A 26,085-nucleotide genomic window follows, 5' to 3' on the forward strand; every position below is an offset into this window, starting at 1 on the left:
TTTATTTTTATTAACGACTGTTTTAGTTGACGTAACATCGCGGCGAATCCATCGCCTCGACCATTTAGTTTTAATCATCGATTGCTATCGACTCCGCTGGAGTGTGGAACACGCTGTTTCGTTTGTCCATCGTCGACCACGAGTGGCATATGACTATTGCAGGTATGGCAACCATTGCCATGCAAGCAACGATGTCATTAGCTCGCTGGCTCATACAGCATGCAGAAGTGAAAGCCGAACCGGCCGATCACTTTCAAGCGCAAATCGGCCGTGCGCGCGAGCTGCGAGAAATGGCGCACTGACCGTTCCCAACCGGAGAACCGGAGACGTCGCTCGTTCAACAGACGTTTGCGCTTCGAACTGAACAGCAAATGCCGCACATACTTGCCAAGTCCCAGCGCCGTTGCTGAGCACATTAAATACGGTACACGATGCCGCCGAACAAGCTTCAACAAGCGCAACAATTGCGTGTCGTCCAGTGCGTATTCCATGCCCCAGCTCATCAGCAGATCGAAGCCGGCGAATGGAGCGGCTCCCTCGTCGATCGCAAGCACATTGAGCGCACTCTTCTCGATCCCGGCAAGCACCGACAATCGTGAACAACGATCGATCACATACGGATCAAGATCGGTGGCTACGTAACGCTTTTGCGGATATAACCGATGCAACACATAAGCCTGCGACATGTCACCGCAGCCAATTTCAAAAATGGAACGGTAACGATTGAAATCAAATACACGCGCGAGCGATATTGCGGCAACAACATTCATTCCTTCCGAGCTGAAGATGTAGCGCAGGTAGTTGTCGTCACTGTCGAACTGCGTACCGTCGGTGCCGAACGATGCTAATCCTTGACGACGAGTACGCGACCAATCATCGGCGGTATAAATCCCCTCACCCATGCCAACGACATTCGGATCATCCGAATAGCCAGGCGTTTTTAGGCTTGCTAACCAACCTGTCCATGGCTCGAGCTCACCTGCCAGCCGCTTGGCCAGCAGAATGGATGAGTGGCTCATAAACGACCACCCGTCGAGCTGTCATAGCGCGACATCCGCCGTTGTTGCATTATCGAATCTCCGATGTTCATATCGCGGTGATAATTAACGACCATCTATCCGCGCGGCGCAGCATACCGCTAAACCGGAAAATTAAATCGACGGACGGAACAGGGTGAAACATCCCTACTATTAACGAAGGAATATAAGTTTTGCGGCGACCGCACTTCCGTACCACTCACCCATCCATCGGGAAGGTGTATGGATTGCGTTTACGCAAGAATGTGCGGCTTAATTAGAAAAAACGGGAATGCTGTCGGACTATCGACCCGCTTATCGACTCAGCGATCGCTAATGTCTGACTTTCGTTGAAGCTATCCAGCCGCCAACCATAATCTGTCGGTAACTACGTCCAAATTGGGAAACCCACGGAATGCGTTTTCTCCGATGCACTACTGCTCTACTGCTTGCGTTCGGCGCCTCTTTTAGCGAAGCGGCCGATCAAAACGGCTACGTTGCGAAGTACGAATGCCGCGCCGGCGGCGCCTTTTGTAATGTCGATATCCAAGCGCTCACTAGCGCGGCTTGCCAACAAACTGTTACGACTGCCGATAGTAATTGGGACAAAATCACCCGCAATACCGGCAGCCGTTATTTCTGTATCGAAGCCGGCGATCATCGCGCCAAAGGTCCATTGGTGCTGAATTTCTCCGGTACAGCGACTGAACGCAAGGTGCTACGTTACTATCGCTCCGGCGACGACAACAACGAGCCATGGGCACAAGGCAGCACGCAGGCGAAGCTCATTCGCCTCGAGCTTAAAGATGCCCGCTATTGGCTCGTCCATCGCTTGACCGTTGCCGGCACTGAAATTGGCCCATCGGTGCAAACCGCGAAGGGCACAAACACCACCAATAACATTTTCAATCGCATTCTGGCCGAAGGCGGCGGTGGCGGTACCTGGGGCATCATCCGCCTCGGCGATCTGTCGAACAATTCCAATGTGCTTCAAAACTCGGTGGTGCGTAACGGTCACGTCGAACCCGGCGATGATGCCGGCTGCGTCGATATTCAAGGTGCATCCAACCTTTGGGTGGTCAACAACGAAATCTATAACTGCACGAAACAAATTTCGGTCGAGGAAAACGCGCCGGTACCGGGTGGTGTCATCGAGAACAACGACGTTTATTTAACGACGTCGTTCTATACCGACTGCCACGGCAACGACAACCCGAACGGCCCCTGCTCCAAAGCGGAAAATGGCATAGCGTTCAAGGCCGGCTCGCAGACGTCGACGCAGCCGGTGCTGGTAGTGCAGAACCGCATCTGGGGTCTGCGACCATCTGACACAGCCGCGTGCTGCGGCGGTGGCGCCGAGGGTCAGAGTATCTCCATGAGCGTAGGCGGCCCCGCTGGCGGCACACCGGGTACCGACTGGATGGTGATTCAAAACAACATCATTATGGACGCGCAGCACGGCATTACCGGCACTGGCTACGGTACGGCGACGCGTAACAACAACGTCAGCATCGTCGGTAACGTGCTGTACAAATTCAGGCGATATAATCCCTCGTTCGGCTCCGGCGCATTCTTGTTCGAGAACTTCTCTAAGACCGAGGTCTACTTGAACACGATCATCGATGCCACCGGTCCGCAAGGCTGGTCGTCGGTCGGACCTGAAGAGAGCAACGACTTGCGTTGTAACGCCATCGTTGCCAGCAATGCTAAGTCCGGCGCTTATAGCACCACGACCCAAGTCAATAACAACGCGTACTACGGTACACCTACCAGCGGCGAAAGCTCACTCGTATCGCTTACCGTCAAAACGGCAACCGGTGGTACTGCCTACCAAGCGGGAGATATTGTGCGCACCGCTGCGGCCAGTACCTGCACCGCGACGACCAACTCAGCTTGCTATCTCTACAAGGTGGTGACGGCGGGAACGAGTGCAGGGTCGACACCGGCTTATTGCACGAGCCTAGGCTGCACAATGACCGACGGCAGTGTCCGTCTGCAGGCGATCCGCGGCCCATACGAGTTCAAACGCCGGCTCCGCACCGGACCGGAGAGCTTCGTGATTCCGTATGCACGGGTCCATTCAGATGCAACCGAAGCCTTCGCCTGCCCAGCGACCTATGCCACCCGCACCGGCATTGGTATCGCCGACGACTGAGTGAGTCAGCTCGAACTAACCGCTACTCCCGCCTGGTATCACCCAGCGCGGGAGTCGCGTTTCTGATGTCCTTCAACGGATTCGTCAACTCCCGATACAACACTTCCACCTGCGGCAACACGATGTCCGCCGCATATCGTTGGCGTATGCGCAGGCGCGCCGCCTGCCCCATTCGCCCCCGCCGCAAAGGATCGTGCAGCAGCTGTCGCAACGCGCGCGTGAGCCCTTCCACATCGCCGGGCTGAATTAACAACCCCTGCACGCCGTCGTCGACCACTTCCGGAATACCACCGACACGACTGGCAACGACCGGCAAGCCGGCAGCCATCGCTTCCAACAACCCCATCGGCATCCCTTCGATATAAGAAGGTAACGCCCATATCGATGCCTCGGCTAACACGGCAACTTTTGCGTCGCCACTTACCCAGCCGCACAGCTCGATACGATCGCCGACGCCCTTGTCGACGGCATAACGTTGCAACGGCGCTGTTTCGCCATCGCCGACAAAGCGAAGCCGTAGCAATGGAAACTCGTTTGCAAGCACAGCGACGGCGTCGATAAGATCATAAATCCCCTTGTCACGATCGAACCGACCGAGAAATAAAACGACATTTTCCGGGTGGCGACGACGGTCGATCGCTAACAGCGGTTGCGCATTGACCGGATTAGCGATCACCGAAACGTTCGGATTTATGGTGACCCGCACTAACCGCCGGCGCCACTCTTCGGTCAACACAATAATGTGCGACACACGATCCAGCACGAAGCGAATGGCACGTTGACGCGGAGGCGGAGAACGTTCGAAGAAATCGATGAAGCCACCGCCGTGCAAATGGAACAGAATCGGCCGGCGAGCAACGTAAGCGAGCGCGATAAAGACCGACTTGCGCCAAAAGCTGGCGTTGGACGCGGAATGCACGTGTACCAACAACACCCGACGGCGCAGCAACAACCCGACGAAGCGCCCAAGCGCGGTCGCAGCGGTCAGCGCCTTTTGTCGAGCATTACCGTCCTGATGTGTCGGCAAATGCACCAGTGGCCAGCGTTCCGTTAGACCGGCGGCGGTGTAACTGTTGAGTACAGCAGCGATACCGCCCCTCGTGTGCGGTGAGGTGCCGAGCATGACGATGCGCCGTTTCCCGTGCACGGCCATAGCTGGCGTCGACGACATTAAGCGTTCAGCTTGGCGCGCGGGCGCACCGGCCGGATGACCAACGGCGATCGCGGCGGTGGCGGTGGCGGCGATTCCGGTATCGGCTCCACGCTCGGCTCTGTGCGGGTACGACGCATCTCGATGAACGCCATCATCATGTAATACGTCTGGCAAACGGCAATGCGATAAATGTAACTGTTACTGACAAACATCATAATGCTAGCTGCGATAAACACGGCCAAGAAGAAATAGCGCTCTTTATCCGCAACGCGCAAAATTGCTCGCAAGATCAGCACCTGCAACGTGCCATAAATAAGAAAGCCGATAATGCCGGTCTGCATCAATAGATCGAGCCAATCGTTATGGCTATCCAGCACTTCGTTCTCGCGCACGTGCATGGTCTGCGACTTGTTGCCGATACCGACGCCGGCGATCTTCTTATCGAGTGGCAAACCGAGAAAGATTTCAAAATTATGGTGCCAATATTGCGGACGACCGGACCCAAGCTCGCTGGTTTCGATCTTGCCCTGTTGCAGCAGGATGATATCGGGCAGCAATGCCGGCAACCATTTGGGCAGAAGCAATACGGCAATGACCGCGCCAGCGGCGCCCCCGAGAATCAAAAGGCGACGGTTGACGAAGAACAGATAAATCAGCGAAAAAATAATCAGTCCCAATATCGCCGACCGCGTTTGGCTCATATAAAGGCAGAAAAGCGCCAGTGCGCCAATACCCAGTAGCGCTACATTCTTGATGCCATAGGCCCGAATCGACGCCGCTTTCTCCCGCAACATAGAGCGGTAAAGCACGAGCACGAACAAAAAAAACACCATGCTATGGCCGAGACTGTGCGAGCCATAGTACGCACCAGACCAGCGCGAAACACCGGTCCAGAAACTGACATAATCGACGCCCCTGCCGGTGAGGATGAGCACCGTGCTAGCGATGATAGGCACGGCGAAACCCACGACCATCCATAGCAACATCGACTGATAGTCGTCACGACGAGTGATAACGTTTTTTACGATCGAGTAGGAAAACAACGGGATCAGCAGCTTGGCAACATCCCGAATGCGCGCCTCTTCAACGTACGCGAGATAGCACGTCAGGCACCAAACGGCAAACGCGACTATCAATAGATCGACGGAACTGAGCGAAAGCGTACGTCGATTGGCAGCCGTCGTTAGAAACACGACCGCTAACAATACGAACAGCCCTATTCCCGCCAAGTCGAATAGATTCTGCTGGCCGTATTCGATCGACGCGATCGGCCGCAACAATGCGACGATTTTGACTAAAAATAATTCCATCATCCCGTCATCCTCGATTACACAGTACAGATGACAGCGCGAAATTTGCCGTTCGCGCCGCGCGGGATGGCATCGACCATTTCGATGTTGATGCGCATCGATTCACCCAACCGAGCCTTAGCATTGGTAATTAATTTGTTCTGCTCGGCCACCGGCATTTTATTGAGCGGCACCACCTTCACCGTTACCTCGCCGAGGCTCGATTGGACTAACTGCGCCTCGACAATTCCTTGTATGCCTTTGAAGATATGATCGATCCGACCAATGGCACGACCATCGGCGGTCTTCAGGTAATCATCGGCGCGGCCGAGCACGCGCTTTATGCGCGGCAACCGGCGTCCGCAGGCACAAGCCGACGCCTCAAGCTCGACCTCCACCGTGTCGCGCGTGCGATAACGAATCAATGGCATCAATAAATTGTTGAAGCCGGTACCGACGAGCTCGTAGCGGCCATTTTCTGTGGGCACGAGCTCGGTCCAGGCATAGTCGCTGGCGAGATGGTAATTTCCTACCTCGCACGTCTGGATCAGTGCGACTCGCTCACCGTTGCCGTAATGGTCGTACACACGGCAACGCAAGCACTGCTCGATCAACGTACGATCCGCCTCGGTCAAATTCTCCGAGCTGGTGACGACCGCACGCAGCCGGCGACCACCATAGGATCGCCCGGTCGCTTGCAAAAATCGGGCTAAGTAAGCGATCGATGACGGGTACGCCTGGATTAATACTGGATCGAACTGCTCGAGCGCCGCGATATACGACAACGCCGTACTCTCGCGCAGGTGATACGACGACATCATCAACATGTTCTCGGCCGCGTTCTCGCGCCAGAACGGACCCTCGCTCTGCTTGAACGGCACCACCATATCGCCGCGAATCCAAGCGCGCCGATCGCCCACGCGAAATCCGGCCCACAGCAGCTGCCGCCAAACGAAGGCGTTTTCACGGATGACGGCACCGGGGTTTTGCAAAAGACACAACGGCGATCCGGTCGATCCACTGGTATTGATTTTTATCCCAGGGAACAATGTGTTCTTCGCTAACAGCTCTTTGCCTTCCCTAACCACGGTCGCTTTATCGAGCCATGGAATGGCAGACAGATCCTCGATAGTGCTCAAGGCACGTTCATCCAGACCGAGCTCGGCGAATCGACGACGATAAAACGGAACGTGCCGCACCGCATGGCACAAGATCTCCCGCAATTTCTGCTGCTGCAATTGCTGCAACTGCAGCGGGTTATACCATTGACTCTCGCTAATCTCCGCCAGCACACGTTGAAAGCGTGAACCTTCGCGCATCAGCATTCGCGCCCGCGCCCGTACCGATATCAGTCCTTCTTGCAGCCACAGCGGGCTTTGTTTGTATAACGCAGTGGTAAACATGGCTAACGACGCACGCTCAAATTAAACGAACCGTTCCGGCGCATCGACCAGCACGAACTGCCGTGCGAGCTCGGCGAACCGCTCCGGCTGCGACTGCTGTAACTCACGGACACCGTTGCCCGGCCAACCGGCGCCGTTCAACGTTATCGATTCCGGCAGGTAATCGGTCGAAAAGTGCCCGGCACTGACTACCGGCGAACGCTTCTGCAGATGAGCACCGCCATTCGTCGCGGTCGTTCGGTAAATCGGATTGACGATCGGGTTTTTCATGCGCGCTACCTGGCGATTCCACAGGCTGTCGTAACGGCGGAATACCGCCGCGTCATGGCTCGCTACTAACGATAAACCCGGCACCGGCCGGTTCAACTCGGCACTGGTGTATTCGCGCGCTAGATCGAGATTGCCGTTCTCGACGAATTCTTTAACCATCACGTCTTCCGGTACTAATCGATGCGGCACACCGTCGAACAAGCGGCGGTAACCGTCCGGCGTCAACGACTTGCCGAAACTCTGCGGTGACAACTTGCTGTGCAGATGCGCCAATACAAGGACAGCTTCGTGACGCGCCACGCGCCGGAATTCCTGCGTCAATGCCAATTTCGAATCCATGCAGTGCACTGCATCGGACGAGAACACCGAGGCAAAATAGCTCGACGAGAACGGCAGCGGATAATCGCCATCGAGGCAAACGAACGACGCCTCGCTGGCGAAGAATTTTCGCGCCATGTACAAGCAAAAGAACGAATGATCGGCACAAACGATCTGCCGCGCCGGTACGATGCGCGAGATCAAGAACGCGCCGTGGCCCATGCCGCAACCGAAATCCAACAGCGGTCCGTCGGTCTTCAACACGTTCAACAGCGGATACACCGGTAAGAACGTCGGCATGGAAAACCGATACACCTGCCAGTCGGCCCACAAACCGGTTTTGATGCGCGCCGCCATTGTTGCCAACGGCTCGTTACCTTCGGCAGTGATACGCTGGAGTCGACGTTTGGGCGCCATGAGCAAGCCGGCCGCCGGACTGAAACCGGTGCGATAAGCCGCACGAAACAGTTGGTTCACTGCCACCGCCGTCTTCTCCGGGTACGGCAGCTCTAGCGCCGTCGAGGTGGCATCCGACAACTTGCCGTCGCGAATCAATTGCACGATCGGCGCCCGCAACTCGTCGACCGGCAACCGCAAAATGCCATCGATAATCGGAAAATCGCCGGCTTCGCTCGTAACCCAACCGAACTTGATACCGGCAGCATCGGCGGCGCTAGTGCCACCGACGACGAACCTCGAACCGGTATACGGACAATGCAGAGTGTCCAGAAAATCCTGACGCATTACCTTTCTCCTACTATTTCTTTTAGGGCCGCGTTTACTTGCGCAATCCACGCATCGCGGCTGTATTTTTCGCGGATCAGTCGAGCGGCGTATCGACCCATTTCCCGCCGCCGAGCGTCATTACTTAACAATTCGGTCAGTGTCGACAAGAACGCCGGGGTGTCACCCTCGCGGATTAAGGCGCCGGCCTTCCCATCATCGATGACTTCGGCCGGGCCACCAGTCGCGAAAGCGATCACCGGCAGCCCATGCTTCATCGCTTCGAGCACAGCATACGGCGCGGCGTCGTTCAGCGCGGTGAAGATGCAAAGATCAGCCGCTGCGTAATAGTCATCGACATTCGTTACATACCCCGGCATGACGAAATGCTTATCCAACCCGGCCTCGTGGATCTGACCGGCAATCGACGCCCGCTCACTGCCGTCACCGAGAAAAACGAATGTGATCTCGGCATTACGCCGTACTACTTCCCGGCAGATCTCCAGCGCCAAGGCGTGGCGTTTCTGCCGAGTAAACGCCGCCACCATTAATACAACCTTGCCGGTCGCCGGTAATCCCAACTGACGGCGACTCGTCTGCCGCCGCTCGTCTTCGCTCGACGACTCCGCATGTGCCCGAATCGAATTCGCAATGGTGTATATCCGATTCTTTTTTGGCAACGTACGCGTAATGAAGCCGGAGACTGAAATGAAATAATCGATGAACAACAAATAAAAGAAACGTTTGATGAAAATGAAACGGGTGCCCAACGAATGCCAATGGGCGTTCCATATCGTCGTCTTGCCCCACAACTTGCCGAAGAACGCCGCCCAGAATCGCTCAAAGCCGAAATGCATATACAGTGCATCGATCCGATGTTGCTTGAACAAGCGGCGGAACAACAGAAAGTTGGCGATGATATTGGTCTTATGGATATCACCGACGATGTACGGAATTCCGGCCTCGCGCAATCGCGGCACGTAAACCGGTTCGCTCAAACAACGCTTGCTATCGGCATGCGATACTCGGGTTGCGCCAAAGGACATGGTCGGCACCAACCATAAGTATTGGATCGCCGCATCCGGTTTTTGGCACAGCTCGACGAACGACGCCTCGATCTCGCTGTAAGTGTCAGCGACGAAGCCCGAAATAAATAAAACCGTTTTTTTCATCTCGAAAAAACATTCCTAATTTGTTATCCAACGTTTCTCGAGTATCCCAAACGACGATCAAAACGCCATTCCTTTCGGCGAGCAGCGAGGTAACGTAATGACTCAACCTTGCCGTATATGTCGCCAAACCTTGTGGCCCATTACCGCCAGCACCGCGGCAATACCGCAACGCTTAACGGCATAAATGACCATCGCCAGCTTGCTGCGACGCTTATCCAGATAAGACATTAGCGTGTCGGCGAAGTAATACCTGAACCACCAATTACCGAAGAAACTTCGGTGCTTCTTTAAAATCGCGGTACGCGTTTCCAGCTCGGGGCCGGTTTTGTGCTTAGCCTCGTTGGTCATGCGCTGGTGACCGCCGTCGCTATACAACACCAACGGCTCCGCCACATAGCCGATGGAACAACATTGCGCTAGACGAATAAATGCGTCCCAATCCTCGCCCTGCCGTAATTGTTCATCAAACATCACCTTTTTCAGAATGCGAGTCTTGACCAGCAAGCCCGACGGATCGAACGGGTTGCCGCGACGCAGATCGTCGAGGGTAACGGTCGCACGCGGATGTAGCTTGATACGCGTGCCGTTAACCAATGCGCCGCACAGTACCGCATCGTATTGGCGCGCCATAATGAGCTGCTTCTCGATCTTGTCTTGGCGCCACTCGTCGTCGTCATCCAAAAAGGCGATGTACTTGCCGCGCGCGGCGCGAATACCGGTATTTCTCACCGACGGCAATCCGCGGTTTTGCGAATGTCGAATATAGCGGATACGCTCGTCGGCGATCGCGCGCACAACCGACTCGGTATCGTCCGGCGAACAATCGTCGATAACTAAGATCTCCAGATCGGCCACGCTCTGGCGGCGCACGCTCTCGATAGCGCGTGGCACGAGCTGCGCCCGTTTGTAGGTCGGAATGATGACGGTGACGATGGGTATTTTGCGTTTCGGTTTTTTTGTCGGGTTCATGGTTAAGTCGAACTCTGCATGCTGCCGAGTAAGCGGCCGGTCATGGCCTCTAATACGCTGCGAACACCGCAGCGCCGGACCAAATAACGAAGATGGCGAACCTTGTCGGTCCGATGGCGAATGCCGTAAAGCATGAAGCGGCACATATGTTTTCGGTACCAACGGTCACCGAAAAATTCCTTGTGCTTATGCAACATGCGTAACTCTTGCTCCAACTGCTCCGCTGTCAACCGGCCGATCTTGTTGCTAATACGTTCGTGATCGCCGTTATTGAAACGAACCAACGGCTTTTGTAGGTAACCGATGGTGTATTTCTGGGCGATGCGGATACATAGGTCCCAATCCTGGCAACGCGGCAGCGTTTCGTCGAACAACGTCTGTTTAACCACCTCGGCCCGCACCATTAGCGCACTAGTACCGCCACCACGCAGGAAGCCCTGCTTCAGCTCGTCGACGTCGACCACCGGCTTCCAATCGTGCTGTTCGCTCTCACGACTGATACCGACATTCATGCGGTACTTGCAAAGCACGGCGTCGTACTGCACCAGCGCCTGTGCCTGCTCCGCTGCTTTGGTCGGCTCCCACTCGTCGTCGTCGTCGAGAAAGGCGATGTGCTTTCCAGCGGCGGCACGTATACCGGTATTACGCGTCGCCGATCCGCCTTTGTTTTTTTCGTGCCGCAAATAGCGGATGCGGGCATCGTTGAAAGACTGAACCATCGCCGGCGTATCGTCGGTCGATGCGTCATCAACGACGAGAATCTCCAGATTCGAGTACGTCTGCTGCAACACACTATTGATGGCGCGCTGCAATAACGCCGAGCGATTACGCGTCGGTATGACGACACTAACTAACGGTAACTCCGTCGAATCGGCGACTGACCGATCGATCGACTCAGCGGTATCCAATATTTGCACGGACATGTTCCAGCTTTCCTTCGTTAACGCTCGATGCGCTATCACCGATGCGCGCCGCCCAGCGCTCGCACCACCCCCACAAACCACTGCTTTTTACCGCCAGCTCATGCGACCCGGCGGTATCGGACATGCGAATGCGCCGTAGCCGAAATGCATCCGTCGTATCGGTGTTGTAACCGCCGTCGATCGTCAGCGCGCATTCATAACCTGCGCGCTGCGCGCACTCCGCTTCGCGGTCGGTGTAGTCGCCGTTTGGATAGGCAAGCGCGTAGATGCGTAAGCCAAAACGATCCTCGAGCTCGGTCTTCGACAGTTGGATTTCTTCGGCAACACGTTCGTCGCTGCAACGCGGCAACAACGGATGGAACCGAGTATGACTTTGAAAATCGATCAACGGTTTCAACGCCTTGATCTCGCGCAACGATAACGCTTGTCGCTCCGGATACTGCTTCTGTTCGGTGAAGCCGGTCTCGGCTAGCAATCGATGGCGCTCGCTGTCCGGCACGCGTTTTAGTTGTTCGCGCACCTCGGCCGAGGTCGCCGCCTTCCACCAAAAATGACGCCAGGTACCGGCGATCTCGCTGCATAGGAAAATCGTCGCCGGCAACTTATGGCGCCGAAAAATACCGCGCAACAGATAATTCGCACGATGGCCGTCATCCAAGGTCAATATCAACGGTTTCGGCGGCAATGGCGTCGTCGGCTGCCGGCGCCAATCGAGATATTGGCGCAACGAAATGATGGAGTAATGTCGCCGCAGATAACGGACATGCGCTTCCAACACCTCCGGCCGCGGATCGTGATAACACAGGATCGACACGCGCCGGCGCTGCACCAACTCGCGCAGCAACAGCGGTAATCCGGTTATACGAAATAATAAAAACACGAACTCACGCACTGGATTCCTCCCTAGCAAATTTTTGTGTCAGCAATAACGCGCGTGCATTGCGTGCTTTCATAATGTCCGCGGACTTGTTCGCTGCTCGGCAATACAAGGCCACCAACTTGTCGTTCGAACGTTCAATATCGAAGTCACGTTCGACTCGTGCCCGCGCTGCCCGACCCATCGACGCGCGCAAGGACGGTTGATCGATCAACTCGATCAACCGTTGAGCCAATGCATCGACATCACGCTCGGGAACCAGCCAACCGGTAATGTCATGCTCGACCAGCTCGGGAATGCCGCCATGGGTCGTACTCAGTGCTGGCAACCCCATGGCCATCGCTTCCAACAGCACCACCGGAATACCCTCTTCGTCACCGTCGGCCGCGGTTACGCTCGGCGCCAAGAAAATATGCGCCGTCAACAGTAAACGCAGAACCTCGAGGTTCGACTGCGCACCAATCAAGTGAACATGCCTCGCTACACCGCGCGCACGAATCAACTGATGTAATTCCGCGCATAGCGGGCCATCGCCAACTACCGTATACCGTAGCCACCGACCGGCAGCGCGAGCCCGAGCTACCGCATCGATGGCGTACTGGATGCCCTTCTTTTCCACCAGCCGGGCAACGCTAACGACGTGCACCTCGCCGACCGGCGCCGCGTCAGCCGATTTCGGCGGATAACGGCAGTCGATCCCCGAGTAATGCACCTGGATTTTCGACGGGTCGCAGCCAGCATCGACCAAACGCCGCGCCAACGCCTTACTTACCGGCAAAAACAGCGCACCGCTTTCGAACAGCTGTCGATAAGCCGTGTGATAACCCGCCAACGCCTTACCGAGGTCGTAACCACGAAATGAGGTAACGACCGCGCCACTGCACGCACCCACATCCACCAAGTTCTGCGCCAACAGGCCGTAGGTACCGAATTGCGCATGCACCACGTCGTAGCTCGGCTGACCACGGCGGATCAAGCACAACCCGGCATACAACAGCCGTGGCACACCTACCCAACCGTTGCCACGCGCGCGACCGAAAATACGCGCTATCACCGCCGGTGCACGCCAACCAACAAATACCATCAGACCGAGCAGCTGTAAAAAACCGAACACTCGATTCGATGACGCACTGATCCGACGCGTACGCGCCATTAGCCGGTGACGTACGACCTCCGTCGGAATCGCGTCGATGGGACTGTCATCTGTTACGTAAATATCGACCTCATGACCACGTTCAGTCATACCGACTACTTGATGTACCACAAAGGTCTCCGACACCGTCGGGAATGAACTGACGATGTAAGCGATCCTTAACCGCATTCCTTGCGTTGAATTTTCCATAATGAATAATCAGTCGGCCCATGCGGGTAAGTGCAGTAACCACCGCTTGAGATCGCGCAACGAGCGGTAAGCCGCTGTGCTGGTCCAAGCCATACGCCAAGGCAATGTATGGCGTCGATCAAACATGCTATAGACCGTGGCATAAGCGCGTGCCCGCTCGATCGGCGAACGTATTGCGTTGGCACGGTGATAGCAAATATTAGCGAAGAATTTCTCACCGAGGTCGCGCACGCGCGGCTTCTGGTCTTCGGCGACCTCACACATCAGATTCAGCAGCTCGAGCGAATCCTCACACCACGACTGAACCTTCGCATAATGCGTAAATTGGCCGCGATGCCGGCGCGTCGCTGCCATCACTGGCGCAATATCGACCCATGGCATGCGTGCAGCAATTTTCACTTGGGCGATGACGTCCTGAAACAGATTGTGCCGCGATTGAAATCCGCCGATCTCCATCAAAGCGGCGCGATTAAATAACGTATTGCATAGATACAACGCCGTCCGGCCAGCGACCCAGGAAAGGAATAGATTCGTTAGCAACGGTTTGTCATTGAGATTCAATCGTTGCTCAATGGTTGCGCCCTGGGCATTAACCGTACGAAAACCAGTGCGAATAAGACCGAAGTCGCTACAACCGGCGGTGGCCCCTAAACAATATTGAACGAAATCAGTATCGATGAATTCGTCGTCTAATAGCAGCAAGAAATAGGTTCCGCGTGCCTGACGCAGACAAAAATTAAAATTCTCGTTCGGCACAATATTGACCGGCTGACGGAAATACCGAATCCGCGGATCGCGATAGCCGCGAACAACCGCTTGGGTATCATCGGTCGAACCGTTGTCAGCGACGATAATTTCGATATCGCTGTAAGTTTGTAGAAGCGCGCTTTCTAAGCAGGGACGAAGATACGTCGCCGCGCGATTGTAAGTAGGAATACCAATAGTCACCCATGGTGCTGAGTTCATAGATCCTCCTATGCTCGCAACATCATCCATCGGCTTCGTCGCAACAACTTGCAACTTTGCCGCAACAAATCGCGAACAAGAAGACCGCCCGTACTACCCGCCGCGTCGACCACGCTCGACCTCCCGTCCATATTTTTTACTCCGTAATTATCGTTAAACTGCGTTTGGCCTATTCTGCCAAAAACAGCCGAGTTATGAACGGCGGTTTTAGTGTGGGCTTACCCAGGGATGTTCCTCTTGCTCGCCAACAAAAGCAGTGATCCGGCGGGATATTGCCACAATATAATTAATGTATTTGTCTCCTATGCCTTTACCGCTTGCGACTGTCCGTTATAGAAACTCGCCGCCTGCCAACCGTGATTCGGCACCGAACGAAAAATAACCACGCCGTCCAAGCCGCGCAAATTCAGCGCCGCCACTTGTTCGGTTAGTATCGGTGATGATTCATGATCGACAAAGGCCGCGCCGTAACGCCGGCCGCCGACATCGAAAATAAACGGATTACGCGCCAGGAAGGCACTGACCGCGACGCTGTTATGCGCGATCGTTAAAGCAAACCACCGACCCGATCCCTCGAGCAGCCGCATACCCCACTTGTGCTTATAGCCGAGCACGCCGTCGCTGAGAAATGCGCGCGATGAGCCAACATACACGGAATGGGTTAAATAATGCTTATTCTCCAGCTGACCACTGAATAGCAGCGTTAACGGCGCACCGCTGTCACGTTCGCGCCCATCGATAATCCAAACCTCATAGCGCAACTGCTGCATTAGCCGATACCCCGAGCGCACTGCCCATCGCAGCAGCGCCATTCGCCGCAGCAACGCGTGCATCACGAGGTAGGCCCGTGTAGCCGCCAAGTGCCATGGAGCATGCCGACCCAGCGTCGAAGTTTGCGCCGATCACCCTCCGGATTGATCGGTTCGCTCAATACTTCCGGCCATAGTGTTTTAGTCATGCGTTTGAACAATGCATAGTCCGGACGTCGGCGAAAGCGTTCATCGACCGACAGAAATAGTGCTAACAATGACCGGCAGTTGAACGGTGTGTAGATGTCTCGCCAAGCGATGTCGAATTCGAGCTGCGTCATCGCCAACCAGTTGCCATGCCCCTGCTCCCACTCGAATAAGTCCAGCAGCGGAACGTTGCCGCGATCGCGGGCATCTTCCATCCACTCCTCGAAGCAACGCACCGCGTACGGGTGTTGCCCCATACGCTGACACTGCGCCAAATACTCGGCACGGATATGCGACGCACGTAGCAGCGGTAATTCCGACCGAAACGAGCAGCGGCCAACTTCCGCACCACTGCCGGTAACCGTGACTTTCTCGCGACCAAATTGGGCGAGGATCGCTTCAGCGTCGGCGCCGTAAATGTCGTGCGCCAAGAAGTTACTGCGCTTGAACAACCAGCTGAATTCCGGCGACATACTCGCATTCGCGCGAACGACGTCGTGGCGTACACCGAGCTTGGCGAGTAGCCGCGTCGGTACGACTAAATCGGCATTGGCATCCGCCATCCGCGCTTGCCTGACCGTGGCGCAACGAATACGGTCTTTGATGGCGCACGCCGCCGCCAATACCAAGCGGCTATCGCCACCGGCGGTAATAGAGAGCACCAACTCGAAGCGGGCGGCAACTGCGCGCATGCCACCGGCCAATAATGCCGAACCGCGCTCGACCGCCTCGTCCGCCGTTATCTCCGCCAGCTCAGCCTCCGGCCAATAGCGACGGACGGTGCCACTGTGCAGGTTCAAATAATGATTGGGCAACAAGTGGCGCAGCCCTTTTACCGGCGTACTGGCGCCCGGCCAGCGGTATTCGGGATGCGAACGAAACTCGTATGAATCTAAAAAATGCAACGCCGATTCATTCAGCGGCAACTTCAACAGGTCGATCGCTAAACCCGGCTGCGATACCACCCAAATGCCGTCGACGTCACTGCCAGATTCCGTATAGAACGCCTGCCGCAAACCGAGCGCGTCGTGGAATAAAAAGAGTCCATCGTCACAGGCAGCGATCAACAACCAACGTCCGCCTAAACCGGCGGTGCGTCGAGTCAACTCACGGATCGAATAACACCCCCGTATTAGCCGCGCGAGGATATGCACGTCATCGGCATCCGGCTCTGCCGGATCGACGATGAAACCGATAAGGCTGATCGACCGCGTTCCTTCGTACACCTGCGCGACCGGAAGCGTTGGGTGCGTCATCAGCCAGAGACCGCCGGTCAGATGATAACGCGACCATTCCGGCAAACTATCCAAGCACTTCGGTCCAAGCACGTACTGCCCGCTAAACAAAAATTCCGACCGAATGCCTTCCATCATCGTCACGACTCCATTCGTTGCGACACTCGTCGACAGTTCAGCGAGCGCGCCACGAAATACGCGCGATGCCTTCAACGTGGAACGATGGTAGCAAAATGACTACGAAGAATCGCCGAGTCAGCGAGTCAGGGATTTCGGAGAGATCTACCTAAGGGCAGTTCTGGATTCAGTCACAAGTAGCCCGATGGCAATGGTCTAAACGCAAAGCAACAGACATCACTTAAAAATAGTCGGCGTTTCGTTCGATACTTCGATCCAATCCTGTCGCAACTCGTCCCAACGCTTGATGATGCGCGCCGGCGTGCCGGCAACGATCGTGCGAGCTGGAACGTCTTTAGTGACAACACTGTTGGCGCCGACGATGACCTGCTCGCCAAGTGTGACGCCCGGCATCACCACTACATTCTGTCCAATCCAACTCCCGCGACCGATGACGATCGGCTCGATCTTCCACATCGGCTGATACTTGTATGGCTGATTGGCCGTTTTAAAACCGTGCATGCCATCCGACACCAACACGTTTGATGCGAACATAACGTCGTCTTCGATCGTCACCGAACACATGGCGGTAATCGTCAACAATCCGGTCGATGTCACACGATCACCAATGACGATTTTTGGCTGGAAGAATTGCAATGGGACTGGTTGGTTCGGATGCTGCATGACACTCGAGGGATAACGCAACTGCGCAATCAATAACGCACCGGGACCGATATGTACGTCGTCGCCGATGGTTATGCAATGCGGATTGGCGATACGTCGCGGTAATTCGATATTCAGTCGCGCCGGTTGATTAGCAAACTCCGGCAGGTCTGCCAATACTAAACGCTCGCTGGCGTCGTAGACACGCCGGAACAGCTTGACGATCATGCGCCGTAAAATTCTTTTTACGCCGGATGGGCGACCGCCACGATCGATGTTTGCCGGGGAACCTATATCAGGTATCTGTTGGCATGGAGGTAAAGCGATGGGAGGTTCCACACGCAATAAATTTTTCATGATCGTCATTATCATCACTTTCTTAAAATTCCCAAGGGTCAATGCGGCCCACTTGTGACCCTTTTTACGTCACCCACCACAGCCTTCGACATTTATACCGACTAAGCCTGGCGAAGACTCTCCGTGTCTTCACTATAGGCCACTCGGGGATGATGCGGATAGAAACATACTAGCGGAAGAAGCGAATTGCAGGTAAAAAACACGGCCAGCACGAGTTTAAAGCGACAATACTCGATACTTTATCGACCCATAAATCCGACCGGTGCGCCAACCCAAGTCCCACAGATAGCGTGCGCGAGTCTCCTCGTGCAGCAAATCCGGCGCAGCCCGAATCAGGTCGATCCACGCACGAATGCCGCTTTTGACGTCGAGCTTAGGCATCCCGAGCGGCCGGTAACGTTTATAAAGCAACACATTGTGCTCCGCGTAATGACACGCCTGCCGCAACAAGCGACCGACGGAGTCACGATAGCGAACGTGAAGAACGGCATCGGCAACCGGTGTCAGTGGTATACCGCGCAGCTGCAACCGCCAGCAAAAATCGGTATCGAACAACGCCAACATCGATTCATCGAAACCATTGACGGAGTCAAACGCCGCCCGCTGCACGCCCATGTTGCCGCAGCCGGCATGCGGCAAGAACGGCGGATGGGTGTATTGCTGGATACCGGTCGGCTGCGGATTGCGTCGGCTGCGTGCCAGCGGGGATTGATTGAGGCGGTGGATCTCGAACGGACCGGAGACAAACGCGTATTGCTGCAACGCCTGCCCCATCGCCGCCACCCACCCGTCGGCAACGACATCATCAGCGTCACAAAACGCGATGAACTGACTGGTAGCAGCGCCCACACCGACGTTCATCGCATAGGCCGCACCTTGTTTAGCAAGCGCATCAACGACCCGCAAGTTCGGTAAACGCTGTCGATAGCTCTCTGCAATCGCTGTCGATCGATCGGTCGAACGATTGTTGACGACGATGACTTCCCACGGTTCCGACCAACGTTGCTGCGCCAACGCTTCCAGCTGTTCGGCGATGGTAGTCTCGGCGTTATAGCAGGCAATAACGACGCTTAACTTCATGACCGCCTCCACACAAATCCTACCGCACGCGCGTTGACAGCGAAAAGGTGCAGCAGATAGCCTTCCGATCAAATAACATCCCAGAGTGCATACTCCCTCCCCCGAGGGAAACAACTTATTGCTATTAGAATGACCTCATTAAAAAGCCAAATTGCCCTCGTTACTGGTGCCGCCGGCGGCATCGGCCTCGCTATCGCCGAAGGTTTGGCGGCCAACGGCGCCAATGTCATTCTCGCCGGCCGCCAGATGGCGCCGCTGGAAACGGCACAACGTCGTCTCGGCAGCTCGCACACAGCGCTCGTCTGCGACCTGTCGATCGATACCGATCTACGGCAGGCGCGCGACGCCGTAGTTCGTCAATATGGCCGGCTCGATATATTAGTCCACAGCGCCGGCGTAATCATACCGGCACTGCTGGAGGCCACTACCGCCGATGATTTCGATCGCCATTACCGCGTCAACGTTCGGGCACCGCTCTTTCTGACTCAGGCATTGCTACCACAATTAAAACAATCGCGCGGACAAATCGTCTTCATCAATTCCAGCGTCGGCGTACGCATTAAAGAAGGCGTCGGCGCCTATGCGGCCAGCAAACACGCGCTCAAAGCGATCGCCGATACCTTGCGCGCCGAGCTCAATGCCGATGGCGTGCGTGTGCTGAGCGTATTTCCCGGTAACACCGCTACGGCAATGCAGCAAAAACTGCACGATGCTTTCGGCAAATCCTTCCAACCTGACACTCTATTGCAACCCGGTGATGTTGCCGCGCTGGTTATGAGCGCGCTGCAATTACCTCGAACTGCCGAAGTCACCGACATCCACGTGCGCCCGGCGTACAAAGCCTGACGCCGTCGCCGCGGCATCGGCCGGCGACTGCTCGATCAGCAAACCGGCCTGCGCGAGCACAGCAGCGACCGATTGCAATAAATCAAACTCCACACCGGAGCGCTCTGCCATATCGAGCAGCGAGTGCTTGCCGTCGGCCAGATTCAGAACCCACAACATGGCCATCTGCCTCGATGAATCGTGATTGTCGCCGCCGATAGCCTTATACAGACCACGCTTGCCGAGCTGCGGCTCGCATTTCGGGTTGGTTGTGACATAAGTCACATTGCGCTCCAGCAACTCAACGATGCGGCGATACACCGCGAACGATTCTTCGAGATGCTGTGGCCGGACAAAACTGAGATCGTCGGCTGACGTGTGATACTCTGGAAATGAACCGTGCGGCGAACGCATCAAGCAACCGACCGGCAGATCGAAGCCGGGCGAACAATACTGGCGCTCGTCATAACCGTAAGGAAAGAAACCTTGCACAACGAAAGCATGGCCACTGTGCTTCAACACATGCATGGCGGCGCGATCGATGACGGCATTACCGCGACGGCTTTTCTTGTAGGTAAAACCGCCGTGATCGCCGACGCAAGTCACCACTAAACCATGCTGGATCTGCTGGGCGCGATCTTCGTTTTGCGCCAACCAGGTAATCGAACCGATGGTGCCGGGGATAAATAAAAACCGATACGAATAACGCCGCGGTTGCGCCGCGACATAGGCGGCCAGCTGCGTCGCTAACACCATGCCCGATAAATTATCGTTGGCGAGCGACGGGTGACAGATATGACACGAGATCAGCAACTCGTCGGCGAGCTCGCCCGGCACGAAATACTCACCGTAGGTCAAATGCCCAGGCGCCAGCGTCGAGTCGATGACTACCTCGTATTCGTCGTCGGCCAACGATTGCAACAACGCGTCGCTCAGGCAAAAGCCCCAGTCTTCGCGGTAATAGGTCGTGCGATAAGGAATCCATTCGGGATAGTCGGGCAAGCTATGCAAATGCGGCCGCAACTCCGACAAGCGCATGCGCTTGTTGACCGGGCAACTGTAACTGACGACGTGTAAGTTCGATTGACGAAAGTCAACGATCCGCTCGCCGTTGCTGTTCTTGATATAGGCGTCGCGAATATTCCATTCTTTCGGCACCGTCCAATCGAACACCGTCGTGCCGGACGGTACTTCACGCACTTCCAGCGGTATGCGCTGCTGCAACAACCGCAAGCTCTCGCGTACACCATCACCGCTGATACTGCGGCAGATGGGAAACAGCTCGACCATCAATTGCTGCATTTCAAGGCCTACCGGTACGCGCGCGCTGTCCATCATCACACCTTAGGAAAAATCGACATAACTGCGATCGCGTTCGGAAATGTGCACGACCGCCACCGGCCAGACGATGCCAAACGCCGGATCGTTCCAGCGGACGCCGCGCGCATGATCGGGTGAATAAACTTGCGACATCTGATAGCAAACCTCGGTATCGTTCGTCAGCGTAATAAACCCGTGGGCGACTCCTTGCGGCACGTACAGCATACGGCGATTAGCGGCGGTTAATTCAAGCGCGAACCAACGCTTGAAGCTGGGTGATGACGGACGCAGATCGGCGATGACATCGTAGATGGCGCCCTGCGTGCACCGCACCAGTTTCACCTCTTCGTACGGTGACGCCTGATAGTGCAGACCGCGCAGCGTGCCCTGCTTGGTGTTATAAGAGATGTTGCATTGAGCGATGCGCGGGTCGAGACCGTTGGCCTTGAACTCGTCGTAACACCAACTGCGGGCGAAAAAGCCGCGCTCGTCTTGCAACGGCGTCAAGTCGATGATAACGGCGTCGCTGATCGGCGTCGCAGTAAACTTCATTACTGCACCGTTACGCTCGGGATGAATGTCACGAATTTCCCACCCCAATCACGCACCTGTGCCATCTGCTGCATGATTTCGTCTTTGAGATTCCACGGCAAGATTACAATGTAATCCGGCTTGGTTTGGTTAATCTTGTCCGGCCCATAGATAGGAATGCGGGTGCCCGGCAGATAGTGCCCCTGTTTGTGCGGACTGGCGTCGACCGTGTAATCGATCATGTCAGTGCGCACGCCGCAGTAGTTGAGCAAGGTATTGCCCTTGGCCGGAGCACCATAACCAACCACCGATTTCCCAGCGCGCTTCGCCTCGATTAGAAAATTCAGAATATCGCGCTTCGCTTCTGTCACCTTTTTGGTAAAGGCGCCGTAGAGCGCGAGATCGCCGAAGCCGGCGGCCTGCTCGCGCGCCTTAAGATCAAGCACATTGCGACCAACCGGCTTCGACACATCGCCGGTATGACAACCGAAAATGCGCAATGAACCACCGTGGGTCGGTAACTCCTCGACGTCGAACAACGTGATGCCGTGCTTGGCGAAGATACGCTCGACCGTGCTGAGCGAGAAATAGGAAAAGTGCTCGTGATAAATCGTGTCGAACTGACGCTCGTCGACCAAGCGCGCGAGGTGCGGGAACTCCATCGTAATGACACCACCGGGTCGGAGCATAAGCTTCATGCCGGCGATGAAATCGTTCAGATTCGGGACGTGCGCTAATACATTGTTGCCGAGCAGCAGATCGGCCTGCTTGCCTTCGGCGGCGAGATCGCGCGCGGTTTGTTCGCCGAAGAAACGCGCAACCGTCGGTATCCCTTTCGCTACCGCCACCTCGGCAACATTTTTCGCCGGCTCGATACCGAGCACCGGCACGCCGGCCTGCCGCATGTATTGCAGTAAATAACCATCGTTGCTGGCGATCTCGACGACCAAGGATTTCTCGTTCAAACCGAATCGGCGGACCGCCATATCGACGTAACGCTTGGCATGCTCCAACCAACTACTGGAGTACGACGAAAAATACGCGTAGTGGCTGAATATATTCTCCGACGACTGGAATTCCATCAGCTGCACCAGCAAACATTGATCGCAGACATAAGCGTGCAATGGGTAGAACGGCTCCATGGCACACACCTGCTCGCGCGGAACATATGAATTCGCCAACGGCGATAGGCCGAGGTCGACAAATGTTTGCGACAGCGTGTGATTACAAAAGCGACAGTTCATGGCTCCGTTACTCATTGGCTTCACCTTGGCGATATTCTGTTTTTATAAGTTTCGTAAAATATTCTTTGCTTCCGCGCCGCCACCAGAATTCTCGTTGTGGACGGCCAAGATGCATTAACTCCGGCACTGTGACGAATCGATATTGCCCGCTGAAGCGCTCGAGCAACTGCGCAGTCGCCTGGATGGTCGCATCGCGCGCTTCATAACGCGGTTCTTCGACGTCATATAACGAATCGTGCAAGAGTACGATGCTGCCGGGCTGCAACTGCGACGCAACCCGTTCAACGATCACTTCCGCACTGTCGTCGCGCCAGTCGGTCGCCGAAATACTCCAAACGATCGGGCACCAACGCAATCGCCAAGTATCGATGCGCGACGCCAGGTTTTGCTCGCCATACGGAGGGCGAAACAACCTATAGCGCGTCATGCCCGGCAATTGCTCGCACGCGCGCAATTGCCGGCGCCGCTCAGCTGCGCTGATCGCCAAAAACGGTCGATGATCCCACGAATGGCAACCGATCACATGACCGCGGTCGATGATGCGTTGGACCAACGCCGGATAGCGTTGCGCGCGACAACCGATTAAAAAAAAAGTCGCGTGCGCGCCTTTGCTTTCCAGCACATCGAGCAACGGCGGCGTCGATCGCGGGTCCGGACCATCATCAAACGTCAACGCGACTACCGGCTTATCGGTGGCTACGTTAGTGATGGTACCGACAACCTGGCGCGGTAAAAACGAGGCAGCGCGACGCACGTCGCGATACGCTCGTTTAATAAAAGGCGGCAACGAGGTTCTAAAACTGTTCCTCGGCAACACCACTTTCGGCGTAATCATAAAACGGTGTACAGCCCCCGCTCTTGGCTAACACCTTCAACGCGAGTCTCCCACTTGAGCATCGGTCGCACGACCCCGCCCAACTCGCCGGTCCAGTCGCCACGCGCCGTATCCTCGCCGATTCGGTCGGTCACGTTGAAGGCGATGACTTGTTGCTCGTAGTATTGATGCATATCCGGATTACTCTCCATCAGCGCGCAGGTCACAAACACCGTACCGCTGTTCAGAAAATTTCCGGGAATCCAAGCGGTACTGCGATAGCTGCCTTCCGGTCGCACCCGCCGCCGCCAGGTCCGATCTTGATCATGCGCCTCGAACAGCAGCACGCCTTCTTCATTGTAAAACAAATAATGCGGCATCAACGTTTGCCCGCCCTGAATCACGTCGTAATCCATTTGGACGCCGACGTCGCGGCGGATATCGGTGGAATCGACCAGCCGACCCTCGCGCGTCACTACGCGAATGCCGCGCAACCGCGCGACCTCGCCGCCCGGCGCCGTTTCTAGCGGCCATTCACGCGACGACGGCAAACCGACACCCGCGTTGAGATACTCGCTGACGATATCGTGCGCCGAACCGCTCATCTCGACGCGACCATCACCCAGTAGAATGGCGCGCGTGCATAACATGCTGACGGCGGCCATATTGTGCGACACGAACAAAATCGTCCGGCCATGACGACCGACTTCCTGCATCTTGAGAATGCATTTTTTCTGGAATGCCGCATCGCCGACCGCCAACACTTCGTCGACGATCAGGATTTCCGGCTCGAGATGAGCGGCCACGGCGAACGCGAGGCGAACGGTCATACCGCTGGAATAGCGCTTGACCGGCGTATCGAGAAAGCGCTCGATGCCGGAAAACTCAACGATCTCGTCGAATTTGTTATCAACCTCGCGCTTGCGCATGCCGAGGATGGTGCCGTTTAGATAAATGTTTTCCCGCCCAGTCAGTTCCTGGTGAAAACCGGTGCCGACCTCGAGTAGGCTCGACACCCGTCCCATGATATCGACACGGCCGGTGGTCGGCGGCGTGATGCGCGTCAAGATCTTCAATAGCGTCGATTTGCCGGCGCCGTTGCGGCCTATGACGCCGAGCACTTCGCCCTGCCGTACCTCGAACGAAACATCGCGCAACGCCCAAATGACGTCGGCCGGATCTTTCTCCAAATTCTTACGTTGATCGAACGAGACGTCACTGAACTGGTAGAGCGAACGATACTTACGAAAGTTGTTGACCGGATTTCTCAACAGGCCAAATGCGAGGGCCGCCAGACTGTCGTCGGCCTTCTTTTCTTTCGACCCAATGCGAAATAATTTGCTGAGCCCTTCGGCTCGGATAGCGACTTGGTTGCCCATACGTAATGGCCCCATGTTATTTGAACGTTTTATATGACGTCAGCGATTATGCGTTCCATCTTACGGAAATAAAGTGTCCCGCTCAGGAAAATCACGACACTTGTAATGACACCCGGGAAAATAAATTTCCACGGCATCTCCAGCCCCAATAGACTCGCGCGGAACCCTTCAATCACCGCCACCAACGGATTCATCGAATACAGCCAGCGATAGTCATCCGGAATCGCCGACGCGGTATAGAGAATCGGCGCCGTGTAGATCAGCATGCGAATCACGAACGGCATGGCAAACTTTACGTCGCGGAAGCGGATCGCCAGCGACGACAGCCACATACCAATGCCGGCCGGCACCATCATCATGAGCACGAGAAAAAACGGCAGATATAACAATTGCCAGGTTGGCGCCACCCGGTAATAGACCATGGCAATCGCGATCAATAGCAGCGCGATCGAAAAGTCGACCAGCTTGGCAATAATCGGCGTCAACGGAAAAAAGATTCTCGGGAAATAAACCTTACCGAGCATATGTTGTTCCGCCACCAAGCTTTGACTGGATTGCGTCATAGTTTCTGACATATAGGTCCACGGAACGATCGCCAGTGTGGCAAAAAGTACGTAGGGGATACCGTCGGTGTCGATGTGTGCAACTCTGCCGAAAATCACCGTGAACAGCGCGATCTGGATCAACGGATTCAAGATGGCCCACAAAAAGCCGAGAATCGTTTGCGCATACAACACTTTGATATCGCGCAATACCAAGAAATAGAACAAATCGACGTAGGCAGCGATCTCTTTGAAATCGATCCCTTCCAACCGGGCCGGTGGGCGAATGATCGTTACCGTGTCCTTGCTATAAGTTGTCATTCCACATCCTTAAATTTACAAACATTCGTCGGGCGCTACGTAAGATCGACATCGATTTGAAAAATCCGTCTCTCGCAAAGAGACCAAACTCCATCGAGACGATCGCGCCGTCGGTTTTCATATTG

The 26,085-nt window shown here is 55.6% G+C and carries 23 protein-coding genes; 2 read left to right on the forward strand and 21 right to left on the reverse strand.

What is annotated here, in order from left to right; genetic code table 11:
• Window positions 1–197 precede the first annotated feature (197 nt).
• Window positions 198–1,019 carry a hypothetical protein gene (locus tag HY308_15190; protein ID MBI3899621.1) on the reverse strand — a complete coding sequence of 274 codons (822 nt, stop codon included), beginning with the start codon at window positions 1,017–1,019 and terminating at the stop codon, window positions 198–200.
• Between the two features lie 412 nt (window positions 1,020–1,431).
• On the opposite strand from HY308_15190, the gene HY308_15195 reads away from it, so the two are divergent.
• Complete coding sequence (locus HY308_15195) at window positions 1,432–3,171, forward strand: hypothetical protein (GenBank protein MBI3899622.1); 1,740 nt, start codon at window positions 1,432–1,434, stop codon at window positions 3,169–3,171.
• Between the two features lie 22 nt (window positions 3,172–3,193).
• Here the strand turns inward: HY308_15195 and HY308_15200 are convergent, their stop codons facing one another.
• From HY308_15200 to HY308_15265, 14 genes are all read right to left on the reverse strand, one after another.
• Entirely contained in the window at window positions 3,194–4,342 is a 1,149-nt protein-coding gene (locus HY308_15200; protein MBI3899623.1) for a glycosyltransferase family 4 protein, read from the reverse strand.
• Window positions 4,342–5,637 (reverse strand): O-antigen ligase family protein, encoded by a 1,296-nt coding sequence (locus tag HY308_15205; GenBank protein MBI3899624.1) that lies wholly within the window; start codon window positions 5,635–5,637, stop codon window positions 4,342–4,344. Before HY308_15205 ends, HY308_15200 begins: the two co-directional genes overlap by 1 nt.
• Window positions 5,638–5,651: 14 nt before the next feature.
• Window positions 5,652–7,016 (reverse strand): phenylacetate--CoA ligase family protein, encoded by a 1,365-nt coding sequence (locus HY308_15210; GenBank protein MBI3899625.1) that lies wholly within the window; start codon window positions 7,014–7,016, stop codon window positions 5,652–5,654.
• A gap of 21 nt (window positions 7,017–7,037) precedes the next feature.
• Window positions 7,038–8,348: a methyltransferase domain-containing protein gene (locus tag HY308_15215; protein ID MBI3899626.1), complete on the reverse strand. Its 1,311-nt coding sequence runs from the start codon at window positions 8,346–8,348 to the stop codon at window positions 7,038–7,040.
• Window positions 8,348–9,499, reverse strand: a complete 1,152-nt coding sequence (locus HY308_15220; protein MBI3899627.1) for a glycosyltransferase — start codon at window positions 9,497–9,499, stop codon at window positions 8,348–8,350. Before HY308_15220 ends, HY308_15215 begins: the two co-directional genes overlap by 1 nt.
• A gap of 102 nt (window positions 9,500–9,601) precedes the next feature.
• A complete protein-coding gene (locus HY308_15225; GenBank protein MBI3899628.1) occupies window positions 9,602–10,468 on the reverse strand; it encodes a glycosyltransferase family 2 protein in 867 nt (288 codons plus the stop codon).
• 2 nt (window positions 10,469–10,470) lie between these two features.
• A complete protein-coding gene (locus HY308_15230) occupies window positions 10,471–11,391 on the reverse strand; it encodes a glycosyltransferase family 2 protein (GenBank protein ID MBI3899629.1) in 921 nt (306 codons plus the stop codon).
• Window positions 11,363–12,283: a polysaccharide deacetylase family protein gene (locus HY308_15235; GenBank protein ID MBI3899630.1), complete on the reverse strand. Its 921-nt coding sequence runs from the start codon at window positions 12,281–12,283 to the stop codon at window positions 11,363–11,365. Before HY308_15235 ends, HY308_15230 begins: the two co-directional genes overlap by 29 nt.
• On the reverse strand, window positions 12,276–13,511 hold the full coding sequence (locus HY308_15240) for a glycosyltransferase (GenBank protein ID MBI3899631.1): 1,236 nt from the start codon (window positions 13,509–13,511) through the stop codon (window positions 12,276–12,278). The genes HY308_15235 and HY308_15240 overlap by 8 nt, the downstream gene beginning before the upstream one ends.
• Window positions 13,512–13,619: 108 nt before the next feature.
• Window positions 13,620–14,576 (reverse strand): glycosyltransferase, encoded by a 957-nt coding sequence (locus HY308_15245; GenBank protein MBI3899632.1) that lies wholly within the window; start codon window positions 14,574–14,576, stop codon window positions 13,620–13,622.
• Window positions 14,577–14,878: 302 nt separating this feature from the next.
• On the reverse strand, window positions 14,879–15,436 hold the full coding sequence (locus HY308_15250; protein MBI3899633.1) for a hypothetical protein: 558 nt from the start codon (window positions 15,434–15,436) through the stop codon (window positions 14,879–14,881).
• Window positions 15,409–16,905: a hypothetical protein gene (locus HY308_15255; protein MBI3899634.1), complete on the reverse strand. Its 1,497-nt coding sequence runs from the start codon at window positions 16,903–16,905 to the stop codon at window positions 15,409–15,411. The genes HY308_15250 and HY308_15255 overlap by 28 nt, the downstream gene beginning before the upstream one ends.
• Before the next feature lie 216 nt (window positions 16,906–17,121).
• A complete protein-coding gene (locus HY308_15260) occupies window positions 17,122–17,775 on the reverse strand; it encodes an acyltransferase (GenBank protein ID MBI3899635.1) in 654 nt (217 codons plus the stop codon).
• Window positions 17,776–18,120: 345 nt separating this feature from the next.
• A complete protein-coding gene (locus tag HY308_15265) occupies window positions 18,121–18,984 on the reverse strand; it encodes a glycosyltransferase family 2 protein (GenBank protein MBI3899636.1) in 864 nt (287 codons plus the stop codon).
• A 129-nt stretch (window positions 18,985–19,113) separates the two neighbouring features.
• On the opposite strand from HY308_15265, the gene HY308_15270 reads away from it, so the two are divergent.
• Complete coding sequence (locus HY308_15270; GenBank protein MBI3899637.1) at window positions 19,114–19,830, forward strand: SDR family oxidoreductase; 717 nt, start codon at window positions 19,114–19,116, stop codon at window positions 19,828–19,830.
• On the opposite strand, the gene HY308_15275 is transcribed toward HY308_15270, so the two are convergent.
• The 6 genes from HY308_15275 to HY308_15300 form a co-directional block, all read right to left on the reverse strand.
• The gene (locus HY308_15275; GenBank protein MBI3899638.1) at window positions 19,774–21,147 is read right to left on the reverse strand and encodes a DUF4910 domain-containing protein; all 1,374 of its coding nucleotides are present in this window, start codon (window positions 21,145–21,147) and stop codon (window positions 19,774–19,776) included. The genes HY308_15270 and HY308_15275 overlap by 57 nt on opposite strands.
• A gap of 6 nt (window positions 21,148–21,153) precedes the next feature.
• Window positions 21,154–21,681, reverse strand: coding sequence for a dTDP-4-dehydrorhamnose 3,5-epimerase (gene rfbC, locus HY308_15280; protein ID MBI3899639.1), 528 nt, complete (start codon window positions 21,679–21,681; stop codon window positions 21,154–21,156).
• Window positions 21,681–22,904: a class I SAM-dependent methyltransferase gene (locus HY308_15285; GenBank protein ID MBI3899640.1), complete on the reverse strand. Its 1,224-nt coding sequence runs from the start codon at window positions 22,902–22,904 to the stop codon at window positions 21,681–21,683. Before HY308_15285 ends, rfbC begins: the two co-directional genes overlap by 1 nt.
• Window positions 22,905–22,911: 7 nt before the next feature.
• Entirely contained in the window at window positions 22,912–23,658 is a 747-nt protein-coding gene (locus tag HY308_15290; GenBank protein MBI3899641.1) for a polysaccharide deacetylase family protein, read from the reverse strand.
• A 77-nt stretch (window positions 23,659–23,735) separates the two neighbouring features.
• Window positions 23,736–25,097 carry an ATP-binding cassette domain-containing protein gene (locus HY308_15295; GenBank protein ID MBI3899642.1) on the reverse strand — a complete coding sequence of 454 codons (1,362 nt, stop codon included), beginning with the start codon at window positions 25,095–25,097 and terminating at the stop codon, window positions 23,736–23,738.
• Window positions 25,098–25,126: 29 nt separating this feature from the next.
• Window positions 25,127–25,960, reverse strand: a complete 834-nt coding sequence (locus HY308_15300) for an ABC transporter permease (GenBank protein ID MBI3899643.1) — start codon at window positions 25,958–25,960, stop codon at window positions 25,127–25,129.
• Between the last annotated feature and the right edge of the window lie 125 nt (window positions 25,961–26,085).

The organism is Gammaproteobacteria bacterium, assembly GCA_016199745.1.
In the GTDB taxonomy this organism is placed as follows: Bacteria; Pseudomonadota; Gammaproteobacteria; order Acidiferrobacterales; family Sulfurifustaceae; genus JACQFZ01.

Coding starts and splice junctions, on each gene's coding strand:
- HY308_15220 (MBI3899627.1), bottom strand. CDS start 9,499: ATGAAAAAAACGGTTTTATTTATTTCGGGCTTCGTCGCTGACACTTAC.
- rfbC (MBI3899639.1), bottom strand. CDS start 21,681: ATGAAGTTTACTGCGACGCCGATCAGCGACGCCGTTATCATCGACTTG.
- HY308_15230 (MBI3899629.1), bottom strand. CDS start 11,391: ATGTCCGTGCAAATATTGGATACCGCTGAGTCGATCGATCGGTCAGTC.
- HY308_15275 (MBI3899638.1), bottom strand. CDS start 21,147: ATGATGGACAGCGCGCGCGTACCGGTAGGCCTTGAAATGCAGCAATTG.
- HY308_15270 (MBI3899637.1), top strand. CDS start 19,114: ATGACCTCATTAAAAAGCCAAATTGCCCTCGTTACTGGTGCCGCCGGC.
- HY308_15195 (MBI3899622.1), top strand. CDS start 1,432: ATGCGTTTTCTCCGATGCACTACTGCTCTACTGCTTGCGTTCGGCGCC.
- HY308_15205 (MBI3899624.1), bottom strand. CDS start 5,637: ATGATGGAATTATTTTTAGTCAAAATCGTCGCATTGTTGCGGCCGATC.
- HY308_15285 (MBI3899640.1), bottom strand. CDS start 22,904: ATGAACTGTCGCTTTTGTAATCACACGCTGTCGCAAACATTTGTCGAC.
- HY308_15210 (MBI3899625.1), bottom strand. CDS start 7,016: ATGTTTACCACTGCGTTATACAAACAAAGCCCGCTGTGGCTGCAAGAA.
- HY308_15295 (MBI3899642.1), bottom strand. CDS start 25,097: ATGGGCAACCAAGTCGCTATCCGAGCCGAAGGGCTCAGCAAATTATTT.
- HY308_15300 (MBI3899643.1), bottom strand. CDS start 25,960: ATGACAACTTATAGCAAGGACACGGTAACGATCATTCGCCCACCGGCC.
- HY308_15225 (MBI3899628.1), bottom strand. CDS start 10,468: ATGAACCCGACAAAAAAACCGAAACGCAAAATACCCATCGTCACCGTC.
- HY308_15240 (MBI3899631.1), bottom strand. CDS start 13,511: ATGACTGAACGTGGTCATGAGGTCGATATTTACGTAACAGATGACAGT.
- HY308_15265 (MBI3899636.1), bottom strand. CDS start 18,984: ATGAAGTTAAGCGTCGTTATTGCCTGCTATAACGCCGAGACTACCATC.
- HY308_15200 (MBI3899623.1), bottom strand. CDS start 4,342: ATGTCGTCGACGCCAGCTATGGCCGTGCACGGGAAACGGCGCATCGTC.
- HY308_15260 (MBI3899635.1), bottom strand. CDS start 17,775: ATGATCGTCAAGCTGTTCCGGCGTGTCTACGACGCCAGCGAGCGTTTA.
- HY308_15245 (MBI3899632.1), bottom strand. CDS start 14,576: ATGAACTCAGCACCATGGGTGACTATTGGTATTCCTACTTACAATCGC.
- HY308_15215 (MBI3899626.1), bottom strand. CDS start 8,348: ATGCGTCAGGATTTTCTGGACACTCTGCATTGTCCGTATACCGGTTCG.
- HY308_15255 (MBI3899634.1), bottom strand. CDS start 16,905: ATGATGGAAGGCATTCGGTCGGAATTTTTGTTTAGCGGGCAGTACGTG.
- HY308_15190 (MBI3899621.1), bottom strand. CDS start 1,019: ATGAGCCACTCATCCATTCTGCTGGCCAAGCGGCTGGCAGGTGAGCTC.